General features: G+C 61.7%; 9 protein-coding genes. 7 read left to right on the forward strand and 2 right to left on the reverse strand.

All coding sequences use genetic code 11. The annotated features are described in order from the left end of the window. Window positions 1-163: 163 nt before the first annotated feature. Window positions 164-2,245 (forward strand): hypothetical protein, encoded by a 2,082-nt coding sequence (locus HYT87_19065; protein ID MBI2061845.1) that lies wholly within the window; start codon window positions 164-166, stop codon window positions 2,243-2,245. 62 nt (window positions 2,246-2,307) lie between these two features. Here the strand turns inward: HYT87_19065 and HYT87_19070 are convergent, their stop codons facing one another. Both HYT87_19070 and rmuC read right to left on the reverse strand, forming a co-directional pair. Beyond that, on the reverse strand, window positions 2,308-3,036 hold the full coding sequence (locus HYT87_19070) for a class I SAM-dependent methyltransferase (protein ID MBI2061846.1): 729 nt from the start codon (window positions 3,034-3,036) through the stop codon (window positions 2,308-2,310). 82 nt (window positions 3,037-3,118) lie between these two features. Then, complete coding sequence (gene rmuC / locus HYT87_19075) at window positions 3,119-4,393, reverse strand: DNA recombination protein RmuC (GenBank protein MBI2061847.1); 1,275 nt, start codon at window positions 4,391-4,393, stop codon at window positions 3,119-3,121. A gap of 102 nt (window positions 4,394-4,495) precedes the next feature. On the opposite strand from rmuC, the gene HYT87_19080 reads away from it, so the two are divergent. The 6 genes from HYT87_19080 to HYT87_19105 all read left to right on the forward strand — a co-directional run. Further along, the gene (locus HYT87_19080) at window positions 4,496-7,852 is read left to right on the forward strand and encodes a PD-(D/E)XK nuclease family protein (protein MBI2061848.1); all 3,357 of its coding nucleotides are present in this window, start codon (window positions 4,496-4,498) and stop codon (window positions 7,850-7,852) included. Further along, the gene (locus HYT87_19085; GenBank protein ID MBI2061849.1) at window positions 7,849-11,028 is read left to right on the forward strand and encodes a UvrD-helicase domain-containing protein; all 3,180 of its coding nucleotides are present in this window, start codon (window positions 7,849-7,851) and stop codon (window positions 11,026-11,028) included. Before HYT87_19080 ends, HYT87_19085 begins: the two co-directional genes overlap by 4 nt. A 277-nt stretch (window positions 11,029-11,305) precedes the next feature. Next, window positions 11,306-12,607 (forward strand): hypothetical protein, encoded by a 1,302-nt coding sequence (locus HYT87_19090; protein ID MBI2061850.1) that lies wholly within the window; start codon window positions 11,306-11,308, stop codon window positions 12,605-12,607. Between the two features lie 25 nt (window positions 12,608-12,632). Continuing rightward, on the forward strand, window positions 12,633-13,163 hold the full coding sequence (locus tag HYT87_19095) for a GNAT family N-acetyltransferase (GenBank protein ID MBI2061851.1): 531 nt from the start codon (window positions 12,633-12,635) through the stop codon (window positions 13,161-13,163). After that, window positions 13,160-14,161, forward strand: a complete 1,002-nt coding sequence (locus HYT87_19100; GenBank protein MBI2061852.1) for a Gfo/Idh/MocA family oxidoreductase — start codon at window positions 13,160-13,162, stop codon at window positions 14,159-14,161. The genes HYT87_19095 and HYT87_19100 overlap by 4 nt, the downstream gene beginning before the upstream one ends. A gap of 26 nt (window positions 14,162-14,187) precedes the next feature. Further along, window positions 14,188-14,465: hypothetical protein (locus tag HYT87_19105; GenBank protein MBI2061853.1), on the forward strand; the 278-nt coding region annotated here is incomplete at its 3' end.

Genomic DNA, 14,465 nt, shown 5'->3' on the forward strand with positions numbered 1-14,465 from the left:
TGATGCACGGCCATGGATGGCCGTGCTCGCTTCGCGAAGGGTGCGTCCCAAAGTTCACTCATGTTAGCAGGACACCCCATCCACGCAAGGGCGCGCCCGGCGGATGCGCCGGGTGCGAGCCAACGGATTGCAATCCACTCCGAGACTGCGAGAATCCGGCCCGATGAGCCGGCCACACCACCCATCTTGGGCCAAGGAGCTTTCACAACTCCTGGCCACAACCGAAAGCCCGCTACGAGGGGCCCTTCCAAGTTTCACCATTCGGCAGGAACAGGTTGAAATGGCCGAGCGCGTCTCGGAAGCACTCGAGGAGGGCACTTGGCTCATGGTCGAGGCCGGAACGGGAGTCGGCAAAAGCCTCGCCTATCTCGTTCCCGCCGCGCTCTGGTGTCATGCAGAAGGAAAGCGCGTGGTCGTGTCCACCTACACCAAGACACTCCAAGACCAGCTCGTTCGCAAGGACCTTGAGGCTTTGCGGCGCGCGCTGTCCGGCCTTTCGATCGATCTTCGCTTTGCCCTCCTCATGGGATCCAACAACTACGCCTGCTCGCAACGCCTCAAACATGCGATGGGCGATTCCCATCTGCTCTTCGATTCGCGACAGGACGCTTCAACCCTCCAAAGGCTGGCCGAACTCTCCCCTGCGGAATGGTCGGGCCGAAGGCAGGATCTTCTCTTCACCGTCGAATCGGACGTGTGGAACCAGGTATGCCGTGATCCAAAGATCTGCCTCGGCCGGAAGGGGCCCTCGTGGCACACCTGCTACTGGAGACGAGCCATGGAAGAAGCGAGGGAGGCACAGATCCTCGTGATCAATCATGCCCTTTTCTTTGCCAACGAGTCTCTGGAAGGGGGATTGTTGCCACCCCACGACGCCATTATCTTCGATGAAGCACATCGCCTCGAGGAAGCCTTCTTGTCCTTCGCGTCGGAAGAAGCATCTAACTTCGGCCTGCGCCGACTCCTCGACGATATTCTGAGAGAAGACGGCACAAAAGGTCTGGCCGCAAGGCTGACTCGATCCGCGGCGTGGAAAGACGAAGTTGCGTCCCTTGTCCACAGAGCGCACCCGGCGATCCGGGACTTCTTCGATCAACTCCTCCAATTCGTGGGCGCCGATCCCTCGCGTGATCGCCGGAGGCCCCCCCATGCCGCCACTGGAACTCAACTCACCCGGCGTCTGATCCAGTCGAGCCTGGATGCCGAGCCGCTCACCCGCACCCTGCTTCTTCTCGCCGATCGTCTCAACGAGGGTGCCATGGCCTCCAAGTCGGATGAAGAGGAGAAGGAGATTCGAGCCCTTTCCGACCAGTGCAAAGCCGCTGCCGAAACCATGACCCGAATTCTCGGCGGCCAAAGCGGGGACGAGGTGCGGTGGGCGGAAGCCCTGCCGCTGCGGACTGCCCATCGGGCTGCGCTTCGCTCCTCCCCCATTGAGGTGGGGGACCGATTCAATTCGCTTCTCTCGGAGAAGCCCCGCGCCGTGGTGTTCACGTCCGCCACACTCGCCACGGAAGGCTCCTTCTCGTATGTCCGCTCCCAGCTAGGTCTCGCCCATGTGAAAGAAGCCAAGCTGGATTCGCCATTCAACTACCGCGAGCAGGCCCTTCTTTATCTGTCCACACGAGTTCCAGACCCACGAAACGCGGCCAGGGAGGAGTATCTGGCAAGCATGGAGGCGGAGTGCACCTCCCTCCTTCAAGCGGCGGGGGGAGGGACTTTCATCCTCTTCACCAACTACAAGCACCTGGAATGGATGGAGAGGGCGCTTCAGGCCCGGGCCGAATTCAGGGAATTCGACTTCTTCGTGCAGGGCGGCCGCGGAACACCCACACAACTCCTCGAGGATTTTCGGAAGTCCAGAAAAGGGGTGCTTCTGGGGACCATGACTTTCTGGCAGGGGGTGGACGTCCCGGGCGAAGCGCTTCGGTGCGTGATCGTCACCAAGCTACCCTTCGAGCCACCGGACCATCCGATGGCGCAGGCGCGGGCGGAACTCATCGCCTCACGCGGCGGCAACGCGTTTGCGGAATACGGGCTCCCCCAGGCCATTCTACTTCTGCGCCAGGGCGTGGGACGCCTAATCCGCTCTGCGAAAGACCGCGGCGTCATCGCCATCCTCGATTCGCGCGTCTTGACGAAAAGCTACGGCGCCCGCTTCGTCGCCGCCCTCCCCCCAATGCCGCAAACTCAGTCTCTTCCCGATGCAACAAAGTACTTCACAGATAATCTGGCTAATCGGTGACAGTATACTTTATTTCGACCCAATAGAGTATACTGTCACCGATTATCGCCTGTATGTGGGAGTCAGACTTGGAGAACGCCGATCCCATAGGCATTCTGATCTGGATTCCCCACAAACTCGCGGGCCGCGTACTTCTGCTTGACCTCATTCCAAAACGTGGGCACTTGCCCGCTGTTGTTGTCGGTTTCTTTCCCGTACCGCTGCCGATGATCGAGGACAATATCATGGAGGACAATCAACCCGCCGCGTCTCACCAAGGGCGAGTATAGCCGGAAATCGCGACTCACCCCCTCGTAGGAATGGTCGCCGTCGATGAATAACAAGTCGAGGAGGTGGGATCCCAACTCGCGCCTGACCCTCTCGAGAATGGCCGGCGCGCTCGATGCACCGTGAATAGGAACAAGGCGCTGGCCGGGAACTCCCAGCGACCGGTAGATGAGTCGCCGTTCGAAGAGCATCTCGCAATCGATGGTGATAAGCGTGGCATCCGGCCGGCAGGCCCTTGAGAGGAGAAAGAAGGTGCCGCCAAACCGAGTCCCGATTTCACACACATATCGAGGGGCATTCTTCTCGACCAATTCCAACAAGGCGACAATTTCGACCTCTTTCTGGGCGGACCAGAAATCTTGACACGCCCGGGTTGCTTTCAAGGCATCTGCATAGGAGGCTTTATGCGGGGCCAACGCCCACAGCCTCCGCCTCGCCGCCCTCAGGCGGAAGTAGGGCCCCAGCCATCGCATGAGGAGAATGCGGGCCGCCGAACGGACGCGCTTCCGGAGCTGTGGCGTCATGGCCACGCGGATAATAGGTGACAGTATACTTTATTTCGACACAATAGAGTATACTGTCACTGATTATTCAAGAATATTCCGACTATTCATCGTCGAGGAGCCGGGCGGCATCCGGGGTGGGGAGTGCCTCCACGTCCTTGAGCTTGCGTTCGATGGTGCGGGACTTGCTCGCGGCGCCGGCGATGGTGTTTCCCACGGTCTGGATCTGCGCTTGGGTCCGCTCCAAAAGTTCTCCGAATTTCCCGAACTCCGTCCGGATCGCTCCCAGAAGCCGCCACACCTCACTCGACCTCTTCTGGATCGCCAGGGTTCGGAACCCCATCTGCAAACTATTCAGAAACGCGGCGAGCGTGGTCGGTCCCGTCACGACGACCCGGTAGTCCTTTTGAAGCGTTTCAAACAATCCCGGGCGCCGGATCACCTCCGCATATAATCCCTCGAACGGGAGAAACATGATTCCGAACTCCGTGGTGTTCGGCGGATCGAGGTATTTCTCCTTGATGTCCTTCGCCTGCGACTTCACGCGCCCCTCCATCTGCTTCCCCGCAGCCTCGGCCGCCGCCGGATCGCCGAGTTCTTGCGCATTCAGCAACCGATGGTAGTCCTCCACCGGAAACTTTGCGTCGATCGGCATCCAGACCACACCGTGGCCGTCGTCCCTCCCCGGCATCCGGACCGCGAATTCAACCGGCTCCCGCGAGCCAACCCGCGTCACCACGTTCTTGTCGTACTGTTCGTTCGTCAGAATTTCACTGAGGATGTTTTCGAGCTGGATCTCACCCATGATCCCGCGCGCCTTCACATTGCTCAGGACTCGCTTGAGATCCCCGACGCCCGAGGCGAGACTTTGCATGTCGCCGAGCCCCTTGTACACCTGCTCCAGTCTCTCGTTCACCAGGCTGAATGATTGGGTGAGACGCTTCTCAAGCGTTCCCTGGAGTTTTTCGTCCACGGTCTCCCTCATCTTCTCCAGTTTCTCGCTGTTGTCCTGCTGGAGCGATCTCAATCTCGACTCGACCGACTCCCGCATTTTCTCCAGGCCCTGCCGCCCGGCTTCGCTCCACGTGGAGAGTTGCGTTGAAAACAGCCCGAGCTGTTTCGCCTGGAGGTCCGCCATGGCCGTGACCTGGGCGTGGAGGGAATCCGCAAAGGATCGGATACCGGCCGTCAGTTCCTCCCGCCCCTGACGGGCCAGGAGTGATGATTCCTGACGTGCCTGGGCCAATTCTTCTCGGAGAGCCCGTGCCGTGGACTCCGATTGTTTTTCCATCGACGAAATCCGCACGAGGATGACGATGAGAACGGCGAGTAGGACGGCGCCCGAAATGGCCAGGACCGCGAGAAAAGATGGTGACATGATTACCGGCCCGATCTAACCATACTCGTCGCGCCCTTGCCAGATCCCTACCAGGCTCGGGTAGGCATTGGAAAAAGCCCGGCTTCCGGTTAAAAGGGGGGCATGCCCTACTCGGTTTTTCTCGGGGCCTTCCATCCGAATCTCGAAAACGCGTTCGTCCAGCGTCTTCGCCAGGTGCGACGGGAATGCGGTCCCATCGCCCCCCTGGTCATCGTCACCCCTTCGCGGCATCTCCTCGAGCGACTCCAGTGGGTGCTTGCTCGGGAAGGTCATTGGCTTGCCCTCCACTTCTGCACACTCCATGGGCTGGCCCTGCGGATTCTCGAAGACGCGACGGGAGTTCCAGCGCCCCCTCCTTCCGCTCTCATGCTTCGGGAGATCATCCGTGCACATCTTCGCACCGTCGGGGGCCCCTTGGCCGGCCTGGCTGAACTCCAAGCGGGACCCGATTCCGTGGCTTCGACCCTGCGCGATCTTCAAGAGGGTCGGGTCGACCCCCGCCTGGCCCACCTCTGGCTGGAAGAACAATCGAACGCCTCAGCCGGGCGCAAGATGGAGATCACCGAGATGGGGGAACTCACCCACGCAAGTGAACTGATGGCATTCTTCACCGACCTTTCCGACTCCCTCCTTCGGAAGAACCTCGTCACGGAGGCGAACCTCGCGGAAATGTCCATCGAGCATGTTCCCCGGTCCGGTTTTCTCGCCCGCGCCGCATGGATCTTTTACTACGGGTTCTACGACCTGACGCAGATTCAGACCGATCTCTTTCACACCATCGCGTCGAATCACGCGGTTGACGCATTCATTCCCATCGCCGTCGCCCCCAAGCGCAGGGCGCGTCCCTCCTACGAATACGCCAATCGATATTTCGAGTCCTTCCTCCGTGGACTGGCAAGAGAGATCACAATTTGCTCGGATCCCGATCCCAGCCCCCTTTCGGGCCTCCACGCAAGATTGTTCGATCTCCCAACGGGAGAGGCGTCACCGGACGATGCCTTCCACGTGGTCAGCGTCTCAGGAGGCGAGGATGAAGTGCGCACCGCGGCCAAATGGATCCTCCGCGCCCACGAGGAACAGGGCACCCCCTTCTCGGAGATCGGGCTCGTCGCGCGAAATTGGGGCGGTTATTGGAGCCGGCTGCGGCGGATCCTGGGTGAGCACGGGATCCCCTTCACCACCCCCGAGCAAAAACCCGCCGCCGAACACCGGCTCATCCAAACCCTGCTCGCGCTCCCCAATTTCATGCTGGATGGATTCCGACGCGGCGCCGTGATCGAGCTCCTGTCCAGCCCGTACGTCCGGGTTCCCGATTCCATCCGCCGCGAGCCGGCCATATGGGATTACGCGTCTCGTCTCGCCGGCATCACCACTCCCGAATCGTGGGAGGCGCGACTCGGGCACCTCGCCACAAAGATTTCGGAAGATTCGGAAGACGAACTCGGCCCGGCGGTCCCCCGGAAAAGCATCGAGACCCTCCTTCACATGGTCAAAACTCTCCGCAAGGCGGTCGAGTCCTTGACCACCGGATCCGCTCCGTGGGCCGATCACGCGCGGCGCCTGAAAGAGATCGTGTCCACGTTGCTCATCACTCCCCCTGCCGGTGAATCGCCAACGGAGGAGGAGAACTCGATCATGGACCAGTTCACCACCGTGCTCGGAGAATTGGAGATGCTCGATGGCATCCTTCCCGCGGTGACCGCGGATGAGTTCTACCGGGGCTTGGATCATGCCTTGCGCAGCATCGAGCTTCCGGCCGGTCCGCCGCGATCGGACGGCGTGAAGATACTGACGGCGATGTCGGCGCGAGGCTACGCGTTCGATCTCTTGATCCTTCTCGGCATGAACTCCAAAGGGTTCCCGCGCGCGGTCGAAGAGGATCCCTTGCTGCGTGACCGCTCTCGGGGCTTGATCACACGGCGCGCAAGGAAGGAGATCGAAAAGCTCGGCCACTACATGAGGCTGGCCGAGAAAATCGCCGGGCACGAAGAGGACCGGCTCCTGCTCAGCCTGCTCGCCAATGCGGCACGCCGGCAGATGGTGGTCCTGTATCAGCGGTCGGACGACGATGGCGCGCCTGCTCTGGCTTCTCCCTTCGTACACGAGCTCCAGCAGGCAGCCGCCGGTGGGTTGGCCCCTCGCCAAGAGATTCGCCTCCCGCGCCCGGACCGTCAAAAAACGAACTTCGAGCGATCTCCAGTCGCGGACCTGTGGACGGGATCGTTCACCACACCTCGCGAGATCGCGGTCGCCGGCGCCGCCGTGAGCCGTCCGGTCGAAACCCTCGATACCTTCCTCGAATATCCCGTCGAAGCCCTGGTTCGCTCCCTCGGGGCGATGAAGATGATCGAGAGCTGGACGGTCCCCGGCGCCTACGACGGACGGGTCAGGCCGGCCGATCCACCGGCGATCATGAATTCCCCCGGGGGATTCTCGCCGTCCCTCCTGGAACGCTACGTCTCCTGCCCTTTCCGATTCTTTTCGGAGAGGGTACTGGATCTCGAGCCGTGGCCGGACGTGGAAGAAGACGATTGGCCCACCCCGATGCTCCTGGGAAACTTCGTGCATTCCGTCCTGGCCCGGTTCGGCCGCTGGGTGGACCAATCGGGGCTTCTGCGCGGAAAGGTAACGGACTGGAGACCGGCGTTTTCGAAAACCTTTGACGAGGCCATCGAGGAGTTCGCGAGCGAACCTGGGAGAGGGTATCCCACGGTGTGGGAAGCGAGAACAGGTGCGATCCGAAACCTCCTGCTGGATCGGATCATCCCGGCGGATCTGGAACGGCTGAGTACACTGGGGGCCGACCGACTCCTCGTCGAGAGGAAAGCCTCAACCCTGCTTGACCTCGAGACCGAAGGCGTCGAACGGCATGTCCGGCTCACCGGCCGGGTGGACCGCATGGCCCTTCTTGGGCCGCACCAGGCACCCCACGCCGTGGAAGTCATCGATTGGAAATTCAAGACCTCAAAAACGGACGGATTTCTCAAGAGCTGCTGGCAGAATGCCGCGCGTGGGCGGAACCTGCAACCTCCCTTGTATGCCCTCCTCGCCGGTGAAATCCTGCGCCAGGAGGGAATCCAACCGCCCGCCGACGTGAGGACCACGTTGGTTCCCATCGGCCCCCGGCTGGAGGGGGACCCTTTTCGGCTGGAGGCTTTCACGAATGAGGACTGGTCCGGAGAACGTGGGGAGCGGTTGACGTCCCTATTGGCCGGAATCGTCCATCGCATTCACGCGGGTGACTTTCAGCTCAGGCCGGCCGGTTCCCATTCGCCTTGTGACCGGTGCGAGTATCGTATCATGTGCCGGCGCGACCATCCCCCGTCCCGCCGCCGCGCAGAGCACGGGGCCACGTTCGGATGGCTGGAAACCGTCGCCCGGACGGACAAACCGGAGAGCGAGAAGAAACCTGCTCGCACCACCCTGTCGAAAACCCGGAAAGCAAAGTCTCCATCATGAACGAGCAGCTTCCCGACTCCGAGGCACGTCAGCAGGCGTGGGAAGGAACAGAGCAGAATCTCATGATCGAGGCGGCCGCGGGAACGGGGAAGACGGAGGTTCTGGCTTTCCATTATCTTTCCCGCCTCTTCAGCCGAAATCGTTCGTTCTCACCCGGGCGGCCGTTGACTCCAGAGGAAATCGTGGCCATCACGTTCACGGATAAGGCGGCAGCCGAAATGCGACTCCGGATCTCGGAACACCTCGCTCGGATCGCTTCGGGCTTGCCGTGGGACCCCCATCCGCCGGCGACAGAGGCCGAACGTGCCGGGAGGCTGAGAGCGCTCCTCGATCACGTAGAATGCGGCCCCGATCGCGCCGCGGAAATGTCCCGAGATTCTCTGCGCCGCCTTGAGCGATCGCGCATCGGCACTATGCACAGCTTCTGCGCCCACCTGCTTCGGATGCACCCCGTCGAATCCGGGGTCGATCCGGGCTTTGGAGTCGACAGCGGCGCGGAATTCGATCGCGTCTTCGATGTTGAATGGGAAAAATGGGCCCGGAAAATCCTTTCGAAGCCCGGCGATCCCGCGCTGCGGACGATCCTCACGGAGTTCTCCCTGCCGGACTTGAAGGCATTCGCGAAATCCCTTTCCGCGCACCTTCGGCCCGATGATCTGGCTGAATCCCTCGGTGGGCAGGGCCGGGATCCTGCGGCCTCCGATTCGCCGATCCTCCAAGCCGTCCGGCTTCTTGATCCGTTTGCGAAGCAGACCCGCGAACTTTTCATACGGAAAGGCTTCCTCCCCTTCGACGCCCTCCTCTCCAGAAGCGTCCGGTTGCTGCGCTCCCACCCCACGATCCGGAAGCAAATCCGCCAGGATTTCCGGGCGATCCTGGTCGACGAGTTTCAGGACACCGATCCGATCCAGGCCGAGATCGTGCTCTGGCTGTCGGGTGAACGGGATCATCCCCCGAACCCCGCTTGTCCCATGGGTCGATGGTCGCTTGAACGGGGGCGACTGTTTGTCGTGGGGGATCCCAAGCAATCGGTCTACTCCTTCCGGAATGCGGATGTGGCCATTTACGAAACGGTGAAAGAAATCCTCAGAGCGAATTCAGCCCACCTGCTGTATCTCCAAACCAATTTCAGGAGCGCGCCGGCCATACTCCACGCATCAAACGCAATCTTCAGCCATGTCTTCCAAGGACCGGACAATCCCCGGCACGTGCCCCTGATGCTCCAGCCGGGGCATGAAGGGCTCCCAGGAGCGGTGGAGTTGCACTGGTGCGAAACGGGCGACGCGGATGCGGAGAAGGCGGGGGACCTCGAAGGCGCCGCACTGGCTCAGTGGCTGCGCGAGTCGATCGAGCCGGAGATCACCCAACCGGATGGGACCGTCGAATGGGGACGCGCAGCCATCCTGGCAAGAAAGATGACCACCATCTCACCCATTCTGGATCGGCTCCGACAGTCAGGCATTCCCCACAGTGTCCATGGAACCAAACATTTCTATGCCCGCCCGGAAGTGACAGACTTCCTGAACCTTCTTCAAGCCATCGACAATCCGGCTGACCGGACGTCTCTCGCGGGCGTCCTCCGTTCCCCCCTCGGAGGGTGTACCGACCAAGACCTGCTCGATCTGAAGTTACTGGGTGGCTTGGACTATGCAACCGCCGGCAAGAAACTCCCCGCGGGAGTCCGGTGGCTTTACGACGTCCTGGCGGACCTGCACCGGTCCTCGGAACGGCGCACGCTTGAGGAAGTCGTGGATCTGGCGCTCAACCGCCTTCCGGTTCTCGAAATCGCCTCGGCCGGCTACGATGGGGAGCAGGCCGTGGCCAATCTCCTGAAAATCCGGAGATTGGCGAGCGAGGAAGGGGCGATGGGACGATCGCTCCGGGCCTTCGTCTTCGGCATGCGGCGGAGAAGGAGGGATCTGGAAGAGGAAGCCGAGAGCCCCATTTCCGAGGAATCGATGGATGCCCTCCACGTCCTCACGATTCACCAGGCGAAGGGGTTGGAATACGACGTGGTCATCGTCCCGATGATGAATCAGGGAATCCAGCTTCGGTCCGACAAGACCGCCCGAGTGACTTGGAATCCGTTCCGGAATTTCACGGCGGCCGTCCTCGGTGAATGGAACACGGGAGACGTGGAAGCTTTGGAAACCCTGGGCGAGCAACTGGCCGGGCAGGAAGCCAGGCGGCTTCTTTATGTCGCGACAACTCGTGCCCGGAAACGACTCGCTTTCTGGGGAACGAGCAGGCAAGGCGTCCGGAGCAAGCTGCCCCTAATGGGAATTCTCCAAGAGGTTCCCGGTTTCAGGGAAGCCTTGGCCACAGCGGGCGATGGACCCACCCTGTTCAGGCCAGATGAAGAGGCCATGATACAAATCCGACGAATCGGCGCGCCGGACGCGTCCGAGTCTGGCCGACGGAATATCGCCGCCGCGCCCCGTTCTCTTTCCATCCCTCCGGATTATGCGGAACGTTGGAAAGCGCGCATGGAGGATCATCGCACCCGGCAGAATCGCCCCCTCTTCCTCAGCCCCTCGTCCGCCGGAACTTCGGACGCGCACCGGGGACCCGCCCTCCATCCCGCGCCATCTCCAAACTCGACGCATGGCTCCCACCCGCTTTCAGCTCGTCGTCCGTGGACGTGGGACTTGCGCGAAGCCAAGCAAGGCCCACGAGCGGAGGGGAGGACCGCGCTTCTGATTGGTTCGCTGTGCCACGCCACTTTGATGCGGATGGATTTCACCCAACCGACGGATTTGGCCCGATGGGTTGAGCAAGCCGGAGCACAAACTACCATCGAAGCCGGACCTGTGCCCGCGGATGCCCTGAATGCCGCAAGGGGAATTCTCGATCGCTTTTTGGAATCGGTGGTTTTCGCCGACCTGGCGCGAGCGGAAATCCTGGCGCGTGAACTCCCCTTCATCCGCCGGATGGACGACGGTCGCGTCTTGCGTGGCGCCATCGACGTGGTCTATCGGCTTGATGGGAAAATCATCGTTGCCGACTACAAGACCGATGCGATTTCCGGAAAAGCGGCGATCCAAGAACGAGTCCTGGCCTACGCGGATCAACTCCGCCCTTACCGTGATGCGGTCGCCGATGGACTGGGTGAAAAGCCGCTCGCTCAGATCATTTTCCTCCGGCCGGGGATCGCCGTTCCGGTTCCTCTCGACTAAAGAGGGGCGTGCAATTGCCGAATCTACAGAGAGGGATGTCTTCGGCTTCAGAATCGCTCTGCCCTGGGTGTGGGATCGAACCGCCCATTGAAGAGAATCTCTGCCCCTCCTGCCGAAACGACCAACGAATTCTGGGCGCTCTCGCCGCCTGGGTGGAGTCAACCGCCTTGCAAAGCACGTTTGCCGTTCGGGGCGTCAATCTCACCCAAGCTCTGGCCTACCCCCTAATGAAATCAATGATAGAGGAATTGGTCAGGCAGCAAGCCACGGAAAAGCCATGACGGCCCTGGGCGACGCCCGACCCAAGATTTTCGCGGCCTTGTCCATCAAGCATGCCCCACTGATCCGACGTTTGAGTGCAACGGCCGACATCCACTTGCCTACCATTCTGAGCTCAGCCATGGGCATCGGCGGAAGCGATTCCATTCGTCCCCTTTCCGATTTCAGAATTACACAACCTCCTGCATCCACCGATTTCGATGTGGCCGCCCGAATCCTCTCGAACGAGCTATCTTTCGGACTCTCCGAACGGTTCGGGAGAATGGTTTCCGTTCCGCTCGACGGGGCCGCCCTTTCCGCGGAATGGTGGCCGATCTACGAGGGAGCGGAAATCTTCGTCCGATGGGCGGAGGCGGTCGGGCCTCACCGGTTGCTGCTCGTGGAAAACGATGTCACCCCCGTCACCTTCGCCTGCATCATCATGGCGCGAAGCATGGGCATCCCCTCCGTAACCCTCCAACACGGCGTGACCATCACGCGCAATCTCCATCAAGCGCTCCATGCCGACCACGCCTGCGTCTACGGACCGGCCGGCGCGGAGTGGTATGAACGCGGCGGCGTTTCCGCCGATCGCCTCCACGTAACCGGCAATCCGGCTTTCGATGATCACTTCGTCCTCGCCGGCCACGCCAACCGTGCCACGGTTCGACAAAGCCTCGGCCTCGATCCGACGCGGCCGCTCGTCACCATAGTCACCACGTGGGGCAATCCCTTCTCGTGGCGCAATCACACTCTCGATCTCATAGAAGTCTACACGCGCCTGCTGGACGATCTCGCCTCCCTCTCCTCCACGATCCCGTTCACCCTGTTCGTCAAGCGCCACCCGACGAGCGGCATGGCGTCCGCCTGGTGGGAGGATCAGTGCAGGGGGCGACGGATCGCCACCGCCGAGAGTCCGACTCTGCAAGGAACATCCCCTGCGGAGTATGGCCCGCTCCTCCTGGCCAGCGATCTTGTCGTCGGGTTCCAGTCCACGGTCCTTCTCGAAAGCGCCTTCTACGGCACGCCCACGGTCTCGCTTAATATCTTTCGATCCTTGGAGCCTTGGGAGAGATTGGCCGTCTGGGAAACTCGGAATCTGGAAGGATCGCGTGAAACACTTTTTGAAGCTCTGCGGCTCTCGTTCGGGAGCCGAACCGCGCTCGCTCCCCGCATCCGCGCCATCCTCGATCGAAGACATCCCTTCGTCGACGGGCGCAGTGGGGAGCGAGTCTGCCCGCTGCTCCAGGACATCGCCCGGAGACCAGCCCTGACCCCGCGCTTGACGCCCCATGAAAGCACCACTCACCTTGCCGGCTGAGAGATCGGGACGCTCGTCACCGCGCATGGCTTCGCGCGGCTATGTGCCTCCCGCGATTCTCCTGCGGATCGCCACCGGGCGGGACCTGCGCCCCTTGTGGCGCATCCGGAACGAACAGACGGCGCGCTATGCCTCCTTCAACCAATCCTACATACCGCTCAAGCAGCACGCCGCGTGGATGGAACGCAAGCTCGCCGAGGGACGCACCGTCATGTTCACCGTCTCCCGGCCCCACCGGGGCATCATCGGATACGTGCGATTCGAGCCGATCCGCGGGGCCAGGGATTCCTGGAAGATCAGCCTCGCTCTGGCGCCGTCGGAACGAGGTCGGGGGCTCGGCGTCCTCGCCATTCAATACGGTTGCCGGCTCCTCCACGCGATGGCCCGGCCCAGGCGGATCGTGGCCTACATCCCCAAAGAAAACTGGGTTTCTTTTCGGGCCTTCCAAAAGGCCCGGTTCCGGCTCCGGGGATCTTCCATCCAAAACGGACGGCGACACTGGCGACTCATTCACACGTTTGGCGGCTCGGCCCGCTCCATTGAGATGCTGAATTGAAGCCCCCCCCCCGGACTTACTCCGCGGCGGTCGTCGGCGGAACGTGGATCGGCGTGCTCGCGGAGGTCGACCGGCGCCGCATCCCACCCTCCACCCACGCCGGCGCCTACGCCACCCATCCGCGCATCCGCTTCGCCGGAGTGGTGGAGAACGAACCGGCTCGGGTGCGGGAAATCCGGGCCCTCTATCCCACCCTGCCCGTCTTTCGCACGCCCGAGGCGTTGTTCAAGGAGGGAGTCCCCGACCTCGTTTCCGTGGCCACGCCCCCCGCAGCACGTGCACGGGTGATTCGAGGCTTGGTACAAGCGGGTGTGAAGACGATCCTGAGCGAAGTTCCATTCGCCGAAAGCATGCCGGAAGCGAGGAAAGTCGTCACCGCATCCGAACGTTCGGGGGCGTTGCTCCTGGCCAACCACTTGCGCCGATGCAATCCTCTTGTCCGCAAGGTCCGGCAACGAATTCGCGCAGGGGAAATCGGCGAGATTGTGCAGATCGGTTTTCTCTACACAGGCGGTCTCCGGTCGTGGGGATCGCACGGACTCGATCTCATCGTCCACCTCATAGGAACACCGAAACGGGTCCACGCCGGGAAAAGCCATACGGACTCCGGGCATACGGGCGATCCCAATGTGGATGGGTGGCTGGAGTTCCGCAACGGCGTGAAGGCGGCACTGCTGACAACCCATTTCCGCGACCATCGATCATTTGAGCTGGATTTGATCGGTCGCCGTGGTCGGATCCGCTTGACCGATCTCGGCTTTCGGGCAGAGTTCTTCGGCCTCGGACAGAGCAAACGATTCTCCCAGCCGGAACTGGAGCTGAAATCGAGGGAGATTTCCACCGACAGCACGTTCCTGCCTGTTGTGGATCACATCGTCAAGTGTCTCAATGGCGTTGAAAAGCCTCTCTTGGGAGCAAGCGAGGCGCTCCGCGTTGCCGAAGTCATCGAGGCGATGGAACGGAGCATGAAACGCGGGGGAGCGGCAGTGCAGGTATGAATGTGATCGCTCTCGTCCAAGCGCGCATGGGTTCGGGGCGATTGCCGGGCAAAGTCCTCACGCCCATCCTCGGGGTCCCGCTGCTCGGGCGGCTCCTCGATCGTTTGCGCCGGGCTCGTCTGGTCGACCAATTGGCGGTGGCGACCGGAGAAGCCCCCGAAAACGAAGCCATTAGGCGGTTTGGGGAGACGTATGGAGTTCCTGTACACGTGGGCAGCGAAGCGGATGTTCTACGTCGCTTCACATCGGCCTTGGACCGGTGGCCGGCCGACGGCGTGGTCCGGGTGACGGCCGATTGCCCCTT

Source organism: Nitrospirota bacterium (assembly GCA_016180645.1).
Taxonomy (GTDB): Bacteria; JACPQY01; JACPQY01; order JACPQY01; family JACPQY01; genus JACPAV01.